General features: G+C 71.8%; 18 protein-coding genes and 1 other RNA gene. 6 read left to right on the plus strand and 13 right to left on the minus strand.

Going from position 1 to position 20500, the window contains the following annotated elements; all coding sequences use genetic code 11:
* Positions 1-136: 136 nt before the first annotated feature.
* Positions 137-799 carry a TetR/AcrR family transcriptional regulator gene (locus ASF37_RS11435; protein WP_056580659.1) on the plus strand — a complete coding sequence of 221 codons (663 nt, stop codon included), beginning with the start codon at positions 137-139 and terminating at the stop codon, positions 797-799.
* Between the two features lie 48 nt (positions 800-847).
* Here ASF37_RS11435 and ASF37_RS11440 read toward each other — a convergent pair whose 3' ends face one another.
* Entirely contained in the window at positions 848-1888 is a 1041-nt protein-coding gene (locus ASF37_RS11440; RefSeq protein ID WP_056574322.1) for a DUF3048 domain-containing protein, read from the minus strand.
* 88 nt (positions 1889-1976) lie between these two features.
* Between ASF37_RS11440 and ASF37_RS11445 the strand changes: the two genes are divergently transcribed.
* Together ASF37_RS11445 and ASF37_RS11450 are read left to right on the plus strand one after the other, a co-directional pair.
* Positions 1977-6710, plus strand: coding sequence for an ATP-dependent helicase (locus tag ASF37_RS11445; protein WP_235499991.1), 4734 nt, complete (start codon positions 1977-1979; stop codon positions 6708-6710).
* A 65-nt stretch (positions 6711-6775) separates the two neighbouring features.
* Entirely contained in the window at positions 6776-7555 is a 780-nt protein-coding gene (locus tag ASF37_RS11450; protein WP_056552245.1) for a DNA-formamidopyrimidine glycosylase family protein, read from the plus strand.
* On the opposite strand, the gene ASF37_RS11455 is transcribed toward ASF37_RS11450, so the two are convergent.
* Together ASF37_RS11455 and ASF37_RS11460 are read right to left on the minus strand one after the other, a co-directional pair.
* A complete protein-coding gene (locus ASF37_RS11455; protein ID WP_055968784.1) occupies positions 7524-8174 on the minus strand; it encodes a DUF998 domain-containing protein in 651 nt (216 codons plus the stop codon). The genes ASF37_RS11450 and ASF37_RS11455 overlap by 32 nt on opposite strands.
* Before the next feature lie 25 nt (positions 8175-8199).
* Positions 8200-9672, minus strand: coding sequence for an NAD(P)/FAD-dependent oxidoreductase (locus tag ASF37_RS11460; RefSeq protein WP_200914432.1), 1473 nt, complete (start codon positions 9670-9672; stop codon positions 8200-8202).
* Positions 9673-9788: 116 nt separating this feature from the next.
* Between ASF37_RS11460 and ASF37_RS11465 the strand changes: the two genes are divergently transcribed.
* A complete protein-coding gene (locus ASF37_RS11465) occupies positions 9789-10409 on the plus strand; it encodes a vitamin K epoxide reductase family protein (RefSeq protein ID WP_056580663.1) in 621 nt (206 codons plus the stop codon).
* Positions 10410-10435: 26 nt separating this feature from the next.
* Here ASF37_RS11465 and ASF37_RS11470 read toward each other — a convergent pair whose 3' ends face one another.
* Together ASF37_RS11470 and ASF37_RS11475 are read right to left on the minus strand one after the other, a co-directional pair.
* Positions 10436-10732 carry a 4a-hydroxytetrahydrobiopterin dehydratase gene (locus ASF37_RS11470; protein WP_055968788.1) on the minus strand — a complete coding sequence of 99 codons (297 nt, stop codon included), beginning with the start codon at positions 10730-10732 and terminating at the stop codon, positions 10436-10438.
* 16 nt (positions 10733-10748) lie between these two features.
* Positions 10749-11597 (minus strand): alpha/beta fold hydrolase, encoded by an 849-nt coding sequence (locus tag ASF37_RS11475; RefSeq protein WP_056580666.1) that lies wholly within the window; start codon positions 11595-11597, stop codon positions 10749-10751.
* Between the two features lie 149 nt (positions 11598-11746).
* Between ASF37_RS11475 and ASF37_RS11480 the strand changes: the two genes are divergently transcribed.
* A complete protein-coding gene (locus ASF37_RS11480; RefSeq protein ID WP_200931224.1) occupies positions 11747-12349 on the plus strand; it encodes a hypothetical protein in 603 nt (200 codons plus the stop codon).
* A 263-nt stretch (positions 12350-12612) separates the two neighbouring features.
* Here the strand turns inward: ASF37_RS11480 and ssrA are convergent.
* The 8 genes from ssrA to ftsE all read right to left on the minus strand — a co-directional run bounded on the left by ssrA (position 12613) and on the right by ftsE (position 19898).
* Positions 12613-12983: a transfer-messenger RNA gene (gene ssrA, locus ASF37_RS16910) on the minus strand.
* Positions 12984-13171: 188 nt separating this feature from the next.
* A complete protein-coding gene (locus ASF37_RS11485; RefSeq protein ID WP_082481188.1) occupies positions 13172-13984 on the minus strand; it encodes an endonuclease I family protein in 813 nt (270 codons plus the stop codon).
* Between the two features lie 82 nt (positions 13985-14066).
* A complete protein-coding gene (locus ASF37_RS11490; protein ID WP_055968793.1) occupies positions 14067-15443 on the minus strand; it encodes an MFS transporter in 1377 nt (458 codons plus the stop codon).
* The gene (locus ASF37_RS11495) at positions 15440-16315 is read right to left on the minus strand and encodes an amidohydrolase family protein (RefSeq protein WP_056574336.1); all 876 of its coding nucleotides are present in this window, start codon (positions 16313-16315) and stop codon (positions 15440-15442) included. The genes ASF37_RS11490 and ASF37_RS11495 overlap by 4 nt, the downstream gene beginning before the upstream one ends.
* Positions 16315-16791, minus strand: a complete 477-nt coding sequence (gene smpB / locus ASF37_RS11500) for an SsrA-binding protein SmpB (protein ID WP_055968797.1) — start codon at positions 16789-16791, stop codon at positions 16315-16317. Before smpB ends, ASF37_RS11495 begins: the two co-directional genes overlap by 1 nt.
* A 35-nt stretch (positions 16792-16826) precedes the next feature.
* A complete protein-coding gene (locus tag ASF37_RS17475) occupies positions 16827-18089 on the minus strand; it encodes a M23 family metallopeptidase (RefSeq protein WP_055968798.1) in 1263 nt (420 codons plus the stop codon).
* 194 nt (positions 18090-18283) lie between these two features.
* Positions 18284-19186, minus strand: coding sequence for a permease-like cell division protein FtsX (gene ftsX / locus ASF37_RS11510; RefSeq protein ID WP_156364646.1), 903 nt, complete (start codon positions 19184-19186; stop codon positions 18284-18286).
* A 22-nt stretch (positions 19187-19208) separates the two neighbouring features.
* Positions 19209-19898, minus strand: coding sequence for a cell division ATP-binding protein FtsE (ftsE, locus tag ASF37_RS11515; RefSeq protein ID WP_055968801.1), 690 nt, complete (start codon positions 19896-19898; stop codon positions 19209-19211).
* Positions 19899-19965: 67 nt separating this feature from the next.
* Between ftsE and ASF37_RS11520 the strand changes: the two genes are divergently transcribed.
* Positions 19966-20490: a hypothetical protein gene (locus tag ASF37_RS11520; protein WP_055968803.1), complete on the plus strand. Its 525-nt coding sequence runs from the start codon at positions 19966-19968 to the stop codon at positions 20488-20490.
* The last annotated feature ends 10 nt before the right edge of the window (positions 20491-20500 follow it).

The raw sequence follows: 20500 nt of genomic DNA on the forward strand, positions 1-20500 counted from the left end.
GGAGGTGCTCCTTTCGGGGGACCGTCGTGCGAGGGAACATACCCTCGGTACGTACTTTGAGTATGTTGTATCGGCGCAGGTCAGGCAATCCCAGCGGTTGTGAGGCTCACCACCCCCCGTGCGTAGGATGGATCGCATGAGCAGCCCCGCGAAGGTGCAGAAGAAGGTGCTCCGCGCCGCCCGGAGCACGACCCGCCGCAGCGGCTACTCCTCGAGCACGAAGCGTGCGCTCCTCGACAACGCCACGCAGCTGTTCGCCGCCCACGGGTACGCCGGCACGTCGCTCGACGAGGTCGTCGCCGCGGCCCGCGTCACCAAGGGCGCGCTCTACCACCACTTCCCCAGCAAGCTCGCGCTCTTCGAGAGCGTCTTCGACCGGCTCCAGGAGTCGGCCACGCGCGCCATCGAGAAGCGCATCGACACCGTCGACGACCCGTGGGAGCGCGCCCAGATCGGGCTCGAGGGCTTCCTCGAGGTCTGCCGCGAGCCGCAGTTCCGCCGGATCTGCCTTCAGGAGGGCCCGGTCGCCCTGGGCCACGAGCGCTGGGTGGTCGCCGAGCGTGCCGCGTCGTTCGGCATCGTCAAGCGCACCGTCGACGCCCTCCTCGACGACCTCGGAGGCGCCGGCGAGCTGAGCGAGGCCTACGCCGCGATCTTCTTCGGCGCGATCCGGTCGAGCTCGGAGTACGTGGCCGACGCCGAGGACGCCGACCAGGCCGCGGCCGAGGTGCAGGCCTCCATCAGCGGGATCCTCGCGGGCATGCGGCTGCTGCCCTCGCTCGCCGATCCCCCGGCCTGACCAGCCCGAGCCTTCTCCCCCGGCCCGTCGACGGGCGCGGTGTCGGGCTCAGCCGACGTCGAGCGCGCCGTCGCCCTCGGGGACGAGCTCGATCCACGTCTTGCCGGGCGTGACCCGCACGGGCGTGCCGTCCTTCGCCTCGAACGTGATCGTGGAGTCGTTGGACTTCTTCGTCCACGTGGTCTCGAGGGCACCGTCGGCCGTGAGCAGCACGGCGCGGCCCGAGCCCTTCATCTTCGTCTCGGGCACGGGGTTGCCGGCCGGGTCGGTGTAGCCGGCGTCGCCGACGTCGGCGAACATCACGACGAGCGTGTCGGCCTTGAACTCCTTGGCGGCGTGCCCGTTGGTGCGCACCCAGGTGTCACCGTCGCGCTTCCACTGCGTGGTCGAGAAGGGCGAGAAGCGCACCGACGCGGTGGAGGCGGGCGTGGGCTTCGGCGCTGCGGAGGCGGACGACTCGGGCGCGGCGGACTCCTCGGCTGCCTCGGACCCCTTCACCGGGGTCCAGGAGAGGTAGGGGCCGGGGATCGGGGCGACCTTGGCCGCCTTGTCGAGACGCTGCAGGTCGATCAGTCGGTTGTACGGCCGCACCTTGGCCGGGTCGCTGCTGAAGCCGGCAGCGCCCTCGTCCTCGGAGAAGACGGTGATGCCGGCCTTCTTGACCTTGCGGATCGTCCCGGAGGCACCACCGGAGGCCACGATCTGGCCGGCCACGGGAGCGGCGATGCCGATGTCGGTGGCGCGCATGGAGCGCACGTGCCCGACCTGGTCGGGCAGCTCGGAGTAGTAGAGGGCCGCGAGCCGCGTGAGTCCCCCCTCCACGAGCTCCTCGACGACCAGGTCGGCCTTGTCCAGCGCCACCTGGGGTGCGCCGTTGGCGGTGTTCTCGATCTTCACGACGAAGACCGGGTTGTCCGGCGGCCCGTCCGGCAGGGCCTCGCCGGTGACCGGCGAGACCTGGACGAGCTTCGCCCCGGCACCCTTGGAGGCCTCGGGCTCCGCCTTGGGCTCGGAGTCGGACGAGCAGGCGGCGAGCACGAGGCTCGCGGCGACGGCAGGGACCAGCACGGCGACACGACGCGACAGCATGCCGCCAGCATGCCGCACGCCGGACGCCCTCCGCGGGACCGGGGCCGCACGACGCGCAGGTGTCGGCGGTGGCTGCCACGATGGACCGGTGTCCGACCCGTCGAGCGCCCCTGCACCGGGGAGCGATCCACTCAGCACGGTCGCGCCTGCCACGCGGGAGTGGTTCGAGGGTGCGTTCTCCGCCCCCACGCCGGCGCAGGCCGAGGCCTGGGCGGGCATCGCCGAGCGCAAGAACGTCCTCGTCGTGGCGCCCACGGGCTCGGGCAAGACCCTCGCGGCGTTCCTGTCCGCGATCGACCGGCTGCTGCACGAGCCGACGCCCGAGAAGGAGCGTCGGACCCGCGTCCTGTACATCTCGCCGCTCAAGGCGCTCGCGGTCGACGTCGAGCGCAACCTGCGCTCGCCCCTCGTCGGCATCACGCAGGTGGCGGCGCGCCGCGGCGACACGTTCTCCGACGTCCGCGTCGGCGTGCGCTCGGGCGACACGTCGGCACGTGACCGCCGCTCGCTGGTCACCAGTCCCCCCGACATCCTCATCACCACCCCCGAGTCGCTCTTCCTCATGCTCACGTCGGCGGCGCGCGAGACCCTGCGCGGCGTCGACACGGTGATCATCGACGAGATCCACGCCGTGGCGGGCACCAAGCGCGGCGCCCACCTGGCCCTGTCGCTGGAGCGGCTCGACGACCTGCTCGACGAGCCGGCCCGGCGGGTCGGGCTCAGCGCCACGGTCCGCCCGCACGACGAGGTCGCCCGGTTCCTCGGCGGACGGGCGCCGGTGCACGTCGTGGCGCCACCGTCACCGTCGCGCCTCGAGCTCGACGTCGTGGTGCCGCTCGACGACATGACCGAGCTGTCCCGGCCCCCGTCGACCGACGCCGACGAGGTCGTGCGCGACGAGGGTTCCGGGGCACGCTCGATCAGCGACCCTCTGCAGGACGACAACGGCGGCAGCATCTGGCCGTTCATCGAGCACGACGTGGTCGAGCGCATCCTGTCGGTCCGCTCGACCATCGTGTTCTGCAACTCGCGTGGTCAGGCCGAGCGGCTCACCGCCCACCTCAACGAGCTGTGGTCCGACCGCGAGGCCAGGTCCGAGACCTCCGGCGGCAGCCGACTCCCGCCCGCCTCGGTCGGCGGGGTCAGCGGCACCACCTCGGGCCGCGGCAGCGTCGACTCCCGCGACCCCGACGGCGTCGGCGCCCTGGCCCGCGCGCACCACGGCTCGGTCAGCAAGGAGCAGCGAGCGCTCATCGAGGACGACCTCAAGTCCGGTCGGCTGCGGTGCGTCGTGGCCACGTCGAGCCTCGAGCTGGGCATCGACATGGGCGCCGTCGACCTCGTCGTGCAGATGTCCACGCCGCCGTCGGTGGCCAGCGGGCTGCAGCGGGTCGGCCGCGCCGGCCACCAGGTGGGCGAGGTCTCCCGTGGCCTCGTCTACCCCACCACCCGACACGACCTCGTGGGCGCGGCCGTCACGGCCGAGCGGATGCGCGAGGGTGCCATCGAACGGTTGTCGGTGCCCGCCAACCCGCTCGACGTGCTGGCCCAGCAGACGGTCGCCGCCTGCGCGCTGGAGCCGCTCGAGGTCGAGGCCTGGTTCGACGTCGTCCGTCGCTCGGCCCCGTTCGCCGCGCTCCCCCGCTCGGCCTACGAGGCCACGCTCGACCTGCTCGCCGGTCGCTACCCCTCCGACCGCTTCGCCGAGCTGAGGCCCCGCGTCGTGTGGGACCGCGACGCCGGCACCATCACCGGCCGTCCCGGCGCCCAGCGCCTCGCCGTCACGAGCGGCGGGACCATCCCCGACCGCGGCCTGTTCGCCGTGGTGCTGGCCGACGGCATCGACGAGGGACCGTCGAAGCGGGTCGGCGAGCTCGACGAGGAGATGGTCTACGAGTCGCGGGTCGGCGACGTGTTCGCGCTCGGCGCCACGAGCTGGCGCATCCAGGAGATCACCCACGACCGGGTGATCGTCACCCCGGCGTTCGGCGAGCCGGCTCGGCTCCCCTTCTGGCGTGGCGACGCCGCCGGGAGGCCGGCCGAGCTGGGCGAGGCCATCGGCGCCTTCGTGCGTCGGGTCAGCGAGGGCACGGCTCCCGAGCACCTCGACGAGCGGGCCCGGTTCAACCTGATGGCCTTCCTCGACGAGCAGCGCGAGGCCATGCCCACGCTGCCCACCGACCGCACGCTCGTGGTCGAGCGCTTCCACGACGAGCTCGGCGACTGGCGGGTGGTGCTCCACTCGCCTTACGGACGACGGGTGCACGCACCGTGGGCGCTCGTGGTCGCCGCGCGGGTGCTCGACCGCTACGGCGTCGACGGCTCGGTCGTCGCCACCGACGACGGCATCGTGGCGCGCATCCCCGACACCTCCTCCCCGTGGGCGCCCGACGACGCGGGCGACGGCAACGGGACCGAGGTCCCGGGGGCCGACCTCTTCGTCCTCGACGTCGACGACCTCGAGCGCGTGGTCACGGCCGAGGTGGGCGGGTCCGCGCTGTTCGCGTCGCGGTTCCGCGAGTGCGCGGCGCGCGCCCTGCTGCTGCCTCGACGCAACCCCGGCGCACGCGCCCCGCTCTGGCAGCAGCGCCAGCGCGCGGCCCAGCTGCTCGACGTCGCGCGTGAGCACCCGGACTTCCCGATCCTGCTCGAGACGGCGCGGGAGTGCCTGCAGGACGTCTACGACCTGCCTGCCCTGACCACGCTCGCCGAGCGGGTGGCGCAGCAGGAGGTGCGGATCGTGGAGGTCGAGACCTCGACCGCCTCCCCGTTCGCCCGCACGCTGCTGTTCGGCTACGTGGCCACGTTCCTGTACGAGGGCGACACGCCCCTCGCGGAGCGGCGAGCAGCCGCGCTCTCCCTCGACCCCACGCTCCTGTCGGACTTGCTGGGCCGGGCCGAGCTCCGCGAGCTGCTCGACCCCGAGGTGCTCGAGCGCACCGAGGCCGAGCTGCAGCGGCTCGCCGACGACCGCCGCCTCAAGGGCACCGAGGGTGCCGCCGACCTGCTGCGCCTGCTGGGCCCGCTCACCACGGCGGAGGTCGACGCCCGCCTGGTCGACGACGCCGTCCCCGCGCTCAAGGAGCTCCAGGACGCGCGGCGCGTGGTCGAGCTGCCGGTGGCGGGCGAGCCGCGCTGGGTGGTGGTCGAGGACGCCGGCCGTCTGCGCGACGCGCTGGGCGTGGTGGTGCCTTTGGGCATCCCCGACGCCCTCCTGCAGCAGGTGGCCGACCCGCTGGGTGACCTCGTCTCTCGGTACGCCCGCACCCACGGTCCGTTCACGGCCGAGGAGGTGGCCACACGGTTCGGGCTCGGCCGTGCCGTGGTCCTCGACGTCCTCTCCCGCCTCACCCGCGACGACCGGCTCGTCGAGGGCGAGTTCCGCCCCGGCGCGTCGGGCACCGAGCACGTCGACGTCGAGGTGCTGCGTCGCCTGCGCAGCCGCTCGCTCGCCGCTGCCCGCCAGCAGATCGAGCCGGTCGACCCGCGCACGTTCGCCCGCTTCCTCCCGTCGTGGCAGGAGGTCGGTGGGTCGTTGCGCGGACTCGACGGCGTGCTCACCGTCGTCGACCAGCTCGCCGGCGTGCCGCTGCCCGCGTCGGCCTGGGAGTCGCTCGTGCTCCCCAGCCGGGTGCGCGACTACTCCCCCGCCCAGCTCGACGAGCTGCTCGGGGCGGGCGAGGTCGTGTGGACCGGCGCCGGCACGCTCGCCGGGAGCGACGGCTGGGTGCAGCTGCACCCTGCCGACCTCGTGCTGCCGGCCCGCCGCGACCCGGTCGAGCCCGACGCGCTCGGCCTGCGTCTGCTGGAGCTCCTCGACGACGGCGGCGCGTACCTCTTCCGCCAGCTCACGCAGGCGCTGGCGGCCGACGAGAAGCCCCCGGGCGACGACGCCGTCGTCGAGGCGCTGTGGCAGCTCGTCTGGTCCGGTCGCGTCGCGGGCGACTCCTACGCGCCGGTGCGTGCGCGCCTCGGCGGCCGCGGCGCGCACCGCTCGCGTGGCGGCTCCACCCCGCGCGCTCGGGTGAGGGCGCGACGCGGCATGGCGGCCTCGCCCCGGGCCGCACGTCTCGGTCCGCCGATCGCCTCGGGCCGATGGTTCGCCGTCGAGCGGCCGGGCGACGACCCCCAGCAGCAGGCGGCGCTGCAGGTCGCGCGCACCGAGGCGCTCGTGGCTCGGCACGGCGTGGTCACGCGCGGTGCGGTCGTGGCGGAGCAGACGCCCGGTGGGTTCGCCGGGGCCTACCGCGTGCTGCGCGAGCTGGAGCAGAACGGCTCGGTGCTGCGCGGCTACTACATCGACTCCCTCGGCGCGGCGCAGTTCGCGTCGGTGGCGACCGTCGACCGGATGCGCACGTTCGAGCGTCCCGACGACGAGCGTGCCGACGTCGACGCGGTGGTGCTGGCCGCCACCGACCCGGCCCAGCCGTTCGGGGCCGCCCTGCCGTGGCCCGCCATCATCGACCCCGCCGACGACCTGAAGCACCGCCCCGCCCGCAAGGCCGGCGCGCTGGTCGCGCTGCACGACGGCCGTGTGGTGCTGTACGTCGAGCGCGGCGGGCGCTCGTGCCTCGCGTTCACCGACGACGCCGACGTGCTCGCCCGCGCCGCCCACGCCCTCGCGGCTCTCGGCCGCTCCGGCCGCATCCCCCGCCTCACCGTGGAGTCGGTCAACGGCCGCCCGTCCGGCTCCAGCCCCACCGGCGGGGCGTTGCTGGCCGCGGGCTTCGAGCGCCACCCCAAGGGCCTGCGACTCGACCTGCGACGCGGCAGCGACACCGCCCGCCGGTCGCCGTCGGCCGGACGGTCCAGCCATGCCTGAAGGGGATACCGGGCGAGGCGTGACACCCCCGCCAGACCACCTCGATCGACGACAGGAGGTCGCCGATGCCCGAAGGTGACACCGTCTGGCGCACCGCGCACCACCTGCGCGAGGTGCTGGAGGGTCGCGAGCTGGTGCGCTCCGACGTGCGGGTGCCGCAGTGGGCCACGCTCGACCTGTCGGGTCGCACGGTCGACGAGGTGCTGAGCCGTGGCAAGCACCTGCTGATCCGCGTGGGTGACGCGTCGATCCACTCCCACCTGAAGATGGAGGGCGCCTGGCACGTGCTGCGGCGGGGCAGCCGGTGGCGGCGTCCGGCGCACACGGCGCGGATCGTGCTCGAGACCGAGCAGCACCAGGCCATCGGCTTCTCCCTCGGGCTGCTCGAGGTCCTCCGGCGCGAGCACGACGACGACGCGCTCGCCTACCTCGGCCCCGACCTGCTCGGTCCCGACTGGGACCTCGCCGAGGCCACGCGCCGGGTGTCGGCCGATCCCGAGCGCCCGATCTTCGTGGCGCTGCTCGACCAGCGGAACCTGGCCGGCCTGGGCAACGAGTACGTCAACGAGCTGCTCTTCCTGTCCGGACTCCTGCCCACGCGACCGGTGGGCGAGGTCCCCGACGTCGCGCGGGTGATCGACCGCGGGCACCGGCTGCTCGACGTCAACAAGGCGCGGGTGGAGCGCACGTTCACCGGGAGCACCCGGCACGGCGAGGATCGCTGGGTCTACCGCCGCGAGCACGCCCGGTGCCGCCGGTGCGGCACGCCGCTGCACCACGGCGAGCTGGGCGACGAGCCCGGCCGTGAGCGGATCACGTTCTGGTGCCCGCACTGCCAGACGTGAGCCGACCGGCCAGTCCCAGCAGGAGCACGGCCAGCCACACCCACGCGGTCGCGAAGGCCAGTCGCTGCCACAGGCCTGCGGCACCCAGGGTGCCGTCCTCGGTGAGCGAGAAGGCGAAGTGCGCCCACAGCGACGCCACCACCGCGACGAACGCCGTCGTGGCGAGCCGTCGGGTCTCGTCGTCGCGTCGCCAGCGCACCGCCTGCACGATCATCACGGCCGGCAGCAGGGTCGAGGCGAGCAGCAGGGCCAGCGTGTTGACCGCGGCCGAGGTCGACGGCTCGGCGGCCACGAGCGGCGCGCCGGCCGCCGCCGCGACGTCGGGGTCGGGCGTGCTGGCAGCGAAGACCACGAGTGCGGCACCGAACCCCGCGAGCAGCACCGGCACGGCGCGCCGACGCCGTTCGGGGTCGAGCGCCCGCCCCACGGTGCCGGCCGACAGCACCACGAGCACCCCGGTCGCGCCCGCCACGATCCGCACGAGCAGCGCCAGGTCACCGAGCAGCAGTTGGTCGACGGGGACGTCGACCACGTCGCCGGGCGAGGCCAGCACGACCACGGCCACGAGCAGGAGCAGGGCGGAGGCGGCGGACCGCAGGATCAGCTGGTCGAGGCGCACGCGCCCACCCTAGTGGCGGTCGTCGTCAGGAGGCCTGGGCCGACTGCCGCGAGGTCTCGTCGAGCCTCGTCCAGACCATCGCCTCGTCGAGGTCGGTGCGACGGTTGTCCCAGGCGTCGAGGAACCAGTTCTGGCGCACGGTCCAGGGCTTCTCGCGACCCTGCTGCGGGAGCACGCCCGCAGCCCGCTGGACGTAGCCGGACTGCAGGTCCAGGGCCGGAGCGGTCTCCCCCTTCGCGCCCTGCGGGTCGGGCGTGCCCGCCGCGTAGCCGTGGCTGCGCATGTGCTCGACCAGCCGTGCCACGTACTGCCACGACAGGTCGGCGCGCAGGGTCCAGGAGGCGTTCGTGTAGCCGATGCACCAGGCGAGGTTCGGGACGCCGCTGATCATCAGTCCCTTGTAGACGAACCGCTCGTTCGGGTCGACCTTCTCGCCGTCGACGTCGATCGCGACCTTGCCGAGCGCCACGACCTTGAGCCCGGTGGCGGTCACCACGACGTCGGCGTCCAGGTGATCGCCCGACGTGAGCCGGATGCCGGTCTCGTCGAACCCGTCGATGTGGTCGGTGACGATCGAGGCCTTCCCGCGCCGCAGCGTGCGCCAGAGGTCGCCGTTCGGCACCACGCAGAGCCGCTGGTCCCACGGGTCGTAGCGCGGGGTCAGGTGCTTGGGGTCGAAGCCGTCGGGCGCGGACCGTCCGGCACGCGTGAGCAGGATCTTCTTGGCCGCGCTCGGGAAGCGGCGGCAGAACTCGTAGAAGCCGATGGCCACCGTGGCGTTCTTGACGCGGGTGACCCGGTGGGCCAGGCCTGCCGGCAGGACCTTCCGCAGCCCGGCCGAGACGGCGTCCTCGCCGGGCAGGGACGTGATGTAGGTGGGCGAGCGCTGCAGCATCGTCACGTGCTCGGCCTCCTCGGCCATCGACGGCAGCAGCGTGATGGCCGTGGCGCCGGAGCCGATGACGACGACCTTCTTGCCCCGGTAGTCGAGGTCCTCGGGCCAGAACTGCGGGTGCACGACCGTCCCGGTGAAGTCCTCGAGACCGGGGAAGTCCGGCGTGTAGGCCTCGTCGTAGTCGTAGTAGCCGCTGCACATGAACAGGAACGAGCAGGTCTGCTCGACCAGCGTGCCGTCGACCTCGCTGGTGAGCGTCCACCGGGCGTCCGCGGACGACCAGCTGGCTGCGACGACGCGGTGGCCGTAGCGGATCCGCCGGGCGATGCCGTGCTCGTCGGCGGTGCTGCGGATGTAGGCGCGGATGTCGCCGCCGTCGGCGATGGACTTGCGGTCCGTCCACGGCCGGAACGGGTAGCTCAGCGTGTACATGTCGGAGTCCGACCGCACGCCCGGGTAGCGGAACAGGTCCCACGTGCCGCCCATGGCGTCGCGGGCCTCGAGGATCGTGAAGCTGCTGCCCGGGCTCATGGTGCTCAGGCGGTGGGCGGCGCCGATGCCGGACAGCCCCGCACCCACGATGACGACGTCGACGTGCTCCATGTCCACACCTCTCAGATACTGACGGTATCCGAAACCGTACGGCGAGTATGCCGCCGCGTCAAGGAGTCACGACGACGTCACCCGCCCCGCGACCATCGGTCGCCTACGATCGAGGCGTGAGCGACGTGCTGGAGACCGAAAGCGACGAGGACCTCGACGCCCTCGAGGTCCGCGACCCCCGATGGATGATGCTGGTCGGCGGTGCCGTGGGCCTCGCTGCCGCGATCATCCTGACCATCGACAAGGTGAAGTTCCTGACCGCCGAGGCGGCCGGCGAGAGCACGGCGCTGAACTGCGACCTCAACGCCTTCGTCAGCTGCGGTGGCGTCATCAACACCGACCAGGCCTCGGCGTTCGGTTTCCCGAACCCGATCATCGGCATCGTCGGGTTCACCGTGGTGCTGACCCTCGGGGTGCTGCTCGCGTCCGGCGTGCGTCTGCCCGGCTGGATCTGGGCAGGCCTGCAGGTCGGCGTCCTGTTCGGCATCGGGTTCGTGACGTGGCTGCAGTACCAGAGCATCTACGAGATCGAGAAGCTGTGCCCCTGGTGCATGGTCGTCTGGACGATGATGATCCCGCTGTTCGTGCTGGTCACCGCCCGCAACCTTCGCGCGTTCGCGCCCGGCTCGGCCGTGACCCGGTTCCTCAGCAACTGGACGCTGCTCGTGGTCGTGCTCTGGTACGTCGCCGTCATCGCGGCCATCTGGTTCCAGTTCGGCGAGAACCTCTGGGCCTGAGGCCCGCTGCCTGGGTCTCGGGCGACCTACCGTGCGGCGTCGCCGGCCAGCTCGTCGAGCACCTCGGCCAGGCGGACGTCACGACCACTGACACCACTGACGTCGTGGCTGCTGAGTCGCACCTCGACGCGGTCGTACACGTTGGTCCACTCGGGGTGGTGGTCCATCTCGTCGATGCGCGGTGCAGCAGCGGCCATGAAGGCGATCGCGGCCGCGAAGCCGTCGAAGGTGTAGGTGCGTGTCAGCCCCGACACGTCGCCGGACCAGCCGGGCAGGTGCTCGAGGGCCTGGGTCACGCGCGCGGGGTCGAACGGCTCGTCCATGCCCCGACCGTACGCGTCAGGCCGCGACGGCGCGAGCCCGTCGGGTGATCGCGTCCACCAGCACCTGCGGCTCGTGGTCGGGGATCCAGTGGCTGACCCCCTCCAGGACGACGAGCTCGTACGGCGCGTCCACGTGCTGGGGCGTGAGGTCGACCCCCTTGCGGCCGAGGGCCACGTCGCCCGTGCTCCAGACCATGGTCGTGGGCACCCGCACCCTCCCCTGCACCGAGCTCATCGAGAACGGGAGGCCGCGGTAGTAGCCGAGGCCACCGGCCAGGGCACCGCCGTCGATCATCTCGGCCTGGAACCGCTCACGGAGCCCACGGTCCATGCCCGCGTGGGCGAGGGCGCGCTCCCGGACCCCCTTCGCCCGCGTGAGCACCAGCTCGGGCACGACCGGCAGCTGGAAGAAGCCCATGTACCAGGACTTCAGCAGCTGCGTGCTGCGCAGCATCGACGCCATGAAGGCGGCCGGGTGCGGGACCGAGACCGCCGTCCAGGACTGCAGGAGCTCGGGTCGGGAGGCGGCGACGTACCAGCCGATGGCCGATCCCCAGTCGTGGCCCACGAGGTGCACGGGCCTGCCGACGATCTCGAGCAGCGCGGCCACGTCGGCGGCGATGAGGTCACCGGCATAGGCCTTGCGGCCACGGGGGCGGGCCCCCGGGGAGTAGCCGCGCAGGTCGGGGGCGATCGTGCGGTACCCCTCCGCGTGCAGGAGCTCGCTCACCCGCTCCCACGAGGTCGCCTTCTGCGGGAACCCGTGCAGCAGCACCACCGGGTCTCCCCCGATCGGCCCGGTGTCGGTGACGTCGAACGTCAGACCGTCGTGGGAGTACGTGTGGATGCGTCGCGCAGGAGACATGCCGCGAGCATACCGACGGTACGCGTCGGCGCCAGCGCCTCGCGCTCCACGAGCGTGGACGCCCAGCCTCCGCAGACCCCGACCACAGGTTCACCACAGGGTGGACAGCCACCGTGGACGAGGTCCGCACCACCGAGGAGAGAGACACCATGAACAGCTCGACCGCAGCACGCATCGGCATCGCCGGCATCGTCGCCGGAGCCGGACTGGCCGCCGGCGGCATCGCCGTCGCGTCCGCCGAGGACACCGCCGGGAGCACCGCGAGCTCCAGCGCCCACCCGGGCGGTCATCGCGGCGGACCCGGCGTCCTCGCCGAGACGCTCGCCGAGGAGCTCGACCTGGAGCAGTCCGACGTCGAGGACGCGCTCGCCGCCGTCCGGGAGGACCTGCGCCCCGACGCGCCCGCCGAGGGCGAGAAGCCGACCCCGCCCTCCGACGAGGAGCGAGCCGACCGCCAGGCCGCCCTCGCCAAGGCTCTCGCGAAGGAGCTCGAGGTCTCCGAGGCGAAGGTGACGGCCGCGCTGGCGGCCGCCGAGAAGCAGGCCGAGAGCGACCGCGAGGAGCGTCAGGCCGAGAGCCGCACCGCCCTCGTCGAGCGTCTCGACGCCGCCGTGGAGGACGGCACCCTCACGAAGGCCGACAAGACGTCGGTGCTCAAGGCGTACGACGCCGAGCTGCTGGGCGGTGGGCCGGGGCCGGGTGGCCCGGGTGGGCGTGGTGCGGGTGGGCCGAAGGCTGACGCCGCGTCCTGACGGTCGCTGACTGCTCCTGCGTTTCGGGACGCCATCGTCCGTCCTCCCGAGCGATTTGGAAGATGGTGTCCTGAGGCGGGACGGTCACGCGGTGCGCGGCCTGGCATGGACGGGTGGGGAGCTGCCGGGATCCCTCCGCAGGGCGCCTTCGGCGCGAGGGGGTGGGGCCCACTCGATTCACGGTGCCTGATTCACGCAACGCGAAGACCCCCACAGACCACGAAGACCCCCACTCGAGCGTGTCGAGTGGGGGTCTTCGCGTTGCGTGGAGCTGCCGGGAATCGAACCCGGGTCCTTTGGCGCTGAGTCAGGTCTTCTCCGGGTGCAGTGCGTCATGTCGCTTTTCTCAGCCCTGGTGCTCGGACGAACACGTCACCAACAGGCTCAGTCACGAAAAAGTCCCGATCGCGTCACGTGACGCTACGCGATCAGCAAGTCCCCTAGATGAGACAGACGATCCGGGACGGGGACGCTCCCGGGTCTGCCCTTCACCAGTCGCTGTCAGGCAGCGAGGGCGAAGTCAGTGCGCTTGGAATCGGCACTTGTGGTTTGCGACGAACGTTAAAGAGATGACGTCGCGTTCTCTACCCGCTTCTCCTGAGTCGAACGACCAAAGTCGAAACCGATCAGCCCCTCTTGAGTTGTCAACCGACACCCACCTTCACAGGCACGGTGTCTCCATCACTGTACAACCGCGCGACGACACCGCGCATTCCTCGCGCCACCGGACCCCACCATCGGTGGATGCGCAACGTCAGCAGGACTCCTGCGGTTGCGCATCCACCGATGCGGGCGGTGGCGGGCCCTACGGCCGGATCGGCTCTAGCCGAAGACGGACTGCGCCCACTCCGGGTGGTCGATGAACGGGTTGCGGTTGCCCTGGTAGCGGGTGTCGATGAGGTCGTTGCGGCGCTGCTCCGCCGCCGACGGCGGGTCCTGCGCGTGCCACTGCAGCAGCACCGAGATCCGGCCGAGGTAGGGCGTCGTGCCGTTGACCTGGTTGTTGGCCTCCAGGTCGGCGAAGCCGTCGCCGCCCTCGTAGCGCACCGCCATGTACATGACCATGCGCGCTACGTCGCCCTTCACCGCGGCCGGCGGCTCGAACGAGTCACCGTCGGTCAGGCACGACGAGCAGCCGCTCACCGACGACCCGCCCGCGTCGAAGTCCTTGTTGCCGCGGGTGCCGTTCACCTGCACGTCCTCAGGACGCAGGTGGTGCAGGTCGGTGCCGGGGCCGGTCGACGTCCCGAAGTCCCCGTGCGACTGCGGCCAGACGTGCTCGCGGTTCCAGTCGCCGACGTTGCCGCCGTTCGCCGACTTCGAGCGCGAGACCTGCGAGTAGAAGAGCTTCACGTTGTTGCTGTTGGCGGGGTCCTGGTCGGTGACCTTCAGGGCCTCCCAGACGGCCGAGTACGAGATCCGCGTCTGCACCGAGATGATGTCGTGCAGCTCGTCCTTCAGCGCCGCGCCGCTGAGGCCCTGAGCGCTGTCGTAGTAGCCGGGCTCCGGTGCGGCGTCGGCTGCCCGCGGCAGCACGGCGAGGACGAGCGTGATGATGATGGCCAGGCCGGCGTGTCGGGGCGTGCGCCGGCTCGTGGCCGCGCACCCCCGCCCGGCTCCCCCGAGTCGAGTCATGGGCACCACCCCACACCATCGGGTCGTCCCGTGACCAGACCTGCGACCGGACGTTCACCCGATCGTCACGCTCGGCGGGCGGCTACGCGGAGGTCGGGGCGCGGTCCGGGTCGGCCGAGCGTCCGTGCACCAGGGCAGCGGCGCAGCCTGCAGCCACCACGAGCAGCCCGACGCAGATCCAGGTGCCGACGCGGAAGCCCGGCCCGAAGACGTCGGGCGAGGCGAAGTCCGGCCCCGCGATGCCCGCGAGCGGCGGGATCGCGGCCACCGCGAGGAGGCCTGCCGTCCGCGAGACCGCGTTGTTGATGCCCGAGGCGATGCCGGCCTGGTCGTCCGGTGCGGCAGCGAGCACCGCCGTGGTGAGCGGCGCCACCAGCAGGGTGAGGCCGAGCCCCATGAGCACCGCTCCGGGGAGCACGTCGAGCCAGAAGCTCGCATCGGCACCGATGCGCAGGTACAGCAGCAGGCCCGCCGCCGACAGCAGCGGCCCCACGGTCATCGGGACACGGGGTCCGATCCGCTGGCCCAGGGCACCCGCCCGCGAGGAGAACAGCAGCATGAGCACGGTCAGGGGCAGCGTCGCCAGGCCGGCCTCGAGCGGGGAGTACCCGGCCACGTACTGCAGCTGCAGCACCAGCAGGAACATGGACCCGCTGAGCGCGCCGTAGATGGCGAAGGTGCAGATGTTCGCCGCCGTGAACACGCGGTCGGCGAACAACGACAGCGGCACGAGCGCGTGCGGAGCGCGCCACTGGTGCACCACGAAGGCGACCAGCAGGGCCAGGCCGACGAGGCTCGGCACCCACTCCTGCTGGACCAGTCCGTAGGTCAGGAAGGCCAGGGTGCCGACCGTCAGCAGCGAGCCCTCGACGTCGAGCCGCTCCTGCGCACCCGTCGACTCCGGGACGTGCCGCCACGTGACCCAGACGACCACAGCGGCCAGGGGCAGGTTGATCCAGAAGACCGATCGCCAGCCCACGGCATCGACGAGCGTGCCGCCGACGAGCGGGCCGAGCGCCGTCGTGACGCCGGCCAGGCCCGACCAGAGGCCGATGGCGCGACCTCGGTCGTCGGGGTGGATCGAGGCCGAGATGATCGCGAGGCTCCCCGGCGTCAGCAGGGCCCCGCCGACCCCCTGCAGCCCCCGAGCCGCCACGAGCACCTCGATCGTCGGCGCGAGCGCGCAGGCCAAGGACGCCACGGCGAACCACACGACGCCGACGAGGAAGACCCGACGTCGGCCCCACCGGTCGCCGAGCGAGCCACCGACGAGGATGAGGGCGGCCAGGGTGAGCGTGTAGGCGTTGACCGTCCACTGCAGACCCGCCACGCCCGCGTCGAGGTCCCCGTCGATCGCGGGCAGGGCCAGGTTGACGATGGAGCCGTCGAGGAACGCCATCCCCGTGCCGAGGACCATCGCAGCGACGAGCCACCGTCCCGCGGCGGAGTCGAGCCTCACGAGGTGTACCCGAACAGCTCGGCGCCGTTGCGCCAGAGCACCCGCCGCAACCAGTCCTCGCCGAGGTCCAGCCGCTGGAGCACCTCGACCTGGTGGGCGTAGGGGTACGGGATGTTCGGGAAGTCGGTGCCCAGCAGGATCCGGTCACCCAGGTCCGCGAGCCTGGGCGCGACGTCGACCGGTGGCGGGCCGTCCCAGAAGTCCACGAGCGCCATCGTCACGTCGAGGCGGACGTCGGGGTGGGCGTCGGCGAGGTCGAGGAACGCCGCGTACTCGGGCATGCCGAGGTGCGCCACGATGATCCGCAGGCCCGGGAAGCGGTCCAGCACCCGGGCCAGTCCGTCGGGCCCGGTGTGGGTGCCCGGGGCGGGCCCGGAACCGGCGTGCAGCACCACGGGGGTGCCGCTCTCGGCGAGCGTGCCCCACACGGGGTCGAGGAGCGGGTCGTCGGCGGCGAAGTCGCCGACCTGCAGGTGGGCCTTGAAGACCTCGACCCCACCCTCCACGAGCCCCGGCACGTAGGACGCCGCCTCGACCTCGGGGTAGAAGGTGGCCGAGCGCAACGCCTCGGGCACACGGTCGGCGAAGCCCAGCGTCCACTCGTTCATGAAGGCCGCGACCCCGGGCCGGTGCGCGTACGACAGGGCGGAGAAGTGCTTGACGCCCATCGCACGCAGCTGCTCGACGCGTTCCTCGTCGCTCCCCCGGTACGCGATCGGCCACGCACGACCGAGCAGGGGGCCCGCGGCGTCGAAGTAGGCCCACACCTTGGCGAGCACCTTCGGGTGCATGAAGTGCACGTGCACGTCGAACAGGCCCGGCAGCCCGAGGTCGTCGGCCAACCCCGGGAGGTCGGCGTCGGACAGCGTCACTACCGGATGCCCTTGATCTTGCGTCCGATCTCGCGCTGGGCGTCGGCCTTCGCCTGCCGCTCGGCGATCGCGTGCCGCTTGTCGTACTGCTTCTTGCCTCGGGCCAGCGCGATCTCGACCTTCGCGCGACCGTCGAGGAAGTACAGGGCGAGCGGCACGATCGTCAGGCCCTTGGCCTGGATGCGCTGCTCGATCTTGTCGATCTCCTGGCGGTTCAGCAGCATCTTGCGGCGACGCCGGGTCTCGTGGTTGGTCCACGTGCCCTGGCTGTACTCCGGGATGTGGACCTGGATCAGCCAGGCCTCGCCGTTCGCGATCTCGCCGAAGCCGTCGACCAGGGACGCGCGACCGGCACGCAACGACTTCACCTCGGTCCCCGTGAGGACCAGTCCGGCCTCGTAGGTGTCCTCGATGTGGTAGTCGTGGCGCGCCTTCTTGTTCTGCGCGATGAGCTTGCGCCCGGTCTCCTTGGCCACCGACCCATCCTAGGGGGTCGGACCCGACGTCCTCGTCAGAGCCAGCTCATCGGGTTGGTCGTGCCGCCGTTCGCCAGCACCATGAAGTGCAGGTGGCACCCCGTGGAGTAGCCGGTGCTGCCGACGTAGCCGATGACCTCGCCACGCGAGACCTTCGCACCGCTGCCGCGGGCGAACCGCGACAGGTGGTTGTAGGTCGTCACGATGCTCTTGCCGCGCTTGACGCCGTTGGCGAGGATCACGCGGTTGCCGTACCCGGCGTTGTAGTACTGCTGGATGATCGTGCCGCTCGCGGCCGCACGGATCGGCGTGCCACAACCGACGCCGAAGTCCGTGCCGTCGTGCAGCTTGTACACGCCCGTGACGGGGTGCACGCGCATGCCGTAGGGCGAGGTGACCGGCCCGCTCACGGGGTAGGAGAGCGCACCGCCCTTGTCGCCCCCGGAGACGCCTCCACTGGTGCCGCCGCCCTTGCCGCCCTTGTTGGCCTTCTCGAGCTCGCGCCGGGCGAGCTCCTCCAGCTGGGACTGCAGGCGGTTGCGCTCGGCCTCGTACGCGGCCAGGAGCTTGGCGTCCTCGGCCCGTGCGGCCTTCGCGGCGGTGCTGGCACTCGCGCGGGCGTCGACGAGCTCGCCGACCTCGGCGGCCTGCGCCTCGGCGGCCGCCTCGAGCTCGGTCATCTTCTGCAGGTTGGCGGCGGCGGCCTTGCGGGCCACGGCCACCTGGTCGCGCAGCTCCTCGACCTTGTCGCGGTTGAGTCGCAGCATCACCTTGGCGGCCGCGAGCTTCTGCATGCGCGAGACCTGCGCGTCGCCCACGGAGGCGTTGAGGCTCATCCGGTCGGTGAACGTGGTGGGGCTCTCGCCGCCCAGCAGCTCGCCGAAGGCGCGCATGCCGCGGTCGCCGTCCTGCACGGTCTCCACGGTGAAGGCGGCGACGGACTCCTCGGACTTCTTGAGCCGCTTCTCGCCCTTCTTCAGGGCGGCGACGGCCTTGTCGAGCGCCGCCTCGCTGCGGTCGAGCTCGGCCTGCATCCGCGTGTCCTCGGCCTGGGAGACCGCCAGCTGACCGCGGGTCTCACCGAGCGTGGCGCGTGCCGAGGTCAGCTTCGACTGCGCCGCCTCGAGAGCGGCGGCGGCCTTGTTGTAGGCCGCGCTGGAGGAGTCGAGGGCCTTCTGGGCGCCATCGATCTTGCCACTGACGCCCTTCTTCTGCCGCTCGAGGTCGTCCTTCTTGTCGGCCAGGACGGGGTTCGTGAAGCCGACGACGATCAGGCTCGCCGCGAGGGCCGCGACCACGGCCCTGACCACATGACGCCCGAGCAGGTGGCGGCGGGGGGCATGACGACGGGCCGCGGGTCGAGGATCGCGGGACGTGGGCACAGACATGGGACCTCGGCGTTGGGGAAGGAATGGTGCGAGGCAGGCCGCCGGCCATCTCTCGATGAGGCGGATGGTGCGGGTGTTACTGGTGTGACTCTAGGCCATGGTGCTCAGACGTCAAGGTACTTCCGCGTCATCACGAGGGTCGGGACGAGCGCGAGCAGCAGGGCCAGGACCGTCGTGTAGCCCATGACGGCGGCGGCCTCCTGCCATCGGATCCAGGTCGTCAGCTCGCCCAGCGTGGTGCGCAGGTAGCCGTAGACGACGAACCACATGAAGGCCGCCAGCCCGGCAGCCGCCAGGGCCGCCGACAGCACCGCGGCCAGCATCGACTCCAGCACGAACGGCAGCTGGATGTGCCAGCTGGACGCTCCGACCAGGCGCATGATGCCGATCTCGCGGCGTCGCGCGTAGGCGGTCATGCGGATGGTGTTGGAGACCTGGAGGATGGCCGCGACGATGAGCAGGAGCGACGTGGCGAGGGCGGCCCAGCGCATCTTGTCGAGGATCTCGAACAGCGGCCCGAGCAGCTTCTTGAGCGACTGCACGTTGCCGACGCCGTCCATGCCCGAGACCTGGCTGACGAGGCCGTCGAACTCCTGCGGGTCGTTGAGCGTGACGAAGTAGGACTCCGGGAAGTCGGCCGGCTCGACCGTCTCGAGCTGGGCCTTGCCGCTGTCGGTCTGGCCGAGCAGCTCACGTGCCTTGTCGTAGTTCTCCTGCGGGGAGCGCACGTCGTAGGACTTGACCTCGGGGTTCGTGGAGAGCGCCTCCTGGACCGCCGCGGTCTGCTCGTCGGTGGCCGCCCCGCCCACGCACGTCGGCGCGGTGGAGTTGTCGGTGCACAGGTTGACCTGCACCTGCAGCTTGTCGCCGTAGAACTGCTCGGTGCGGTCGGCCTGGCTCTGCAGCAGCAGGCCGAGGGCGGCCAGCAGCAGCGAGACGGTCATGGTGACGATCAAGGAGATCGTCATGGACGTGTTGCGGGACAGGCTCGCGCGGAGCTCGCTCATGATGGTGCGCACGGTGATCGCCTCAGGACTGGTAGCCGTAGATGCCGCGGGCCTCGTCGCGCACGACGCGCCCCTCGTCGAGCTCGATGACGCGCTTGCGCATCTGGTCGACGATCGAGGAGTCGTGGGTGGCCATGACGACAGTGGTGTCGGTGCGGTTGATGCGGTCGAGCAGCTTCATGATGCCGACGCTGGTGGTGGGGTCGAGGTTGCCGGTGGGCTCGTCGGCGATGAGGATCATCGGTCGGTTCACGAACGCCCGGGCGATGGCCACGCGCTGCTGCTCACCACCGGAGAGCTCGTCGGGCATGCGGTGCCCCTTGCCCTCCAGGCCGACCATCTCGAGGGTCTCGGGCACGAGCGCGTCGATCTCGGAGCGGTGCTTGCCGATGACCTGCAGCGCGAAGGCCACGTTCTCGTGGACCGTCTTGTTCGGCAGGAGGCGGAAGTCCTGGAACACGGTGCCGACCTGGCGGCGCAGCTTGGGCACCTTCCAGCTGGAGAGCTTGTTGATCTCCTTGCCCGCCACGTGCACCCGGCCGGTGGTGGGCCGGGCCTCGCGGAGGACGAGCCGCAGGAAGGTGGACTTGCCCGACCCCGAGGACCCGACGAGGAAGACGAACTCCCCCTTCTCGATCTCCAGGTCGACGGCGTCCAGGGCAGGACGCTTCTGGCCCGGGTAGGTCTTGGTGACCTTGTCGAAGCGAATCACCCGTCGAGTCTAGGCAGGTCGCTCCACGTCACCGTGCAGACTCGCCCGCCGTGGGTACGGTGACCAGATGCTGCCTCGTCTGCCCGATCCTCGCCGCCTGCCCGAGCTCGTCGACGCGGCGACGTCGGCGCTGCCACGCGCGCTCGGCCTGCTCGACGCGGCCGAGGACCTGGTGCGGCGGGCGCATCGCCTGGTCGACGACATCGACGCCACCCGGGTCGCGGCGGACGCCGTGGTGGTGCGGACCGCCGGCACGGTGGCCAGCGTGCAGCCGACGCTGGACCGCGCCCAGGCCATGGTCGAGACGTTCGGGCCGGTGCTCGACGACCTCGCGCCGATCGCGAAGAACCTGATGCCCACGCTGCAGCGGATCTCCGAGACGACGTCGCCCGAGGAGATCGAGGCGCTGGTCGGGCTCATCGACCACCTGCCGATGCTCGTCGACAAGCTCGAGGCCGACATCGTGCCGATCCTCGAGGACATGCGGAACGTGGGACCCGACATCCACGCCCTGCTGGACACCGCCACCGACCTGGCGGCGATGCTCGAGAAGGTGCCGGGGCTCAATCGTCGTCGCCGCGACGACGACTAGGCGGGGCGCG

Origin of the sequence: Aeromicrobium sp. Leaf289, from assembly GCF_001423335.1 — a bacterium.
Lineage (GTDB): Bacteria > Actinomycetota > Actinomycetes > Propionibacteriales > Nocardioidaceae > Aeromicrobium.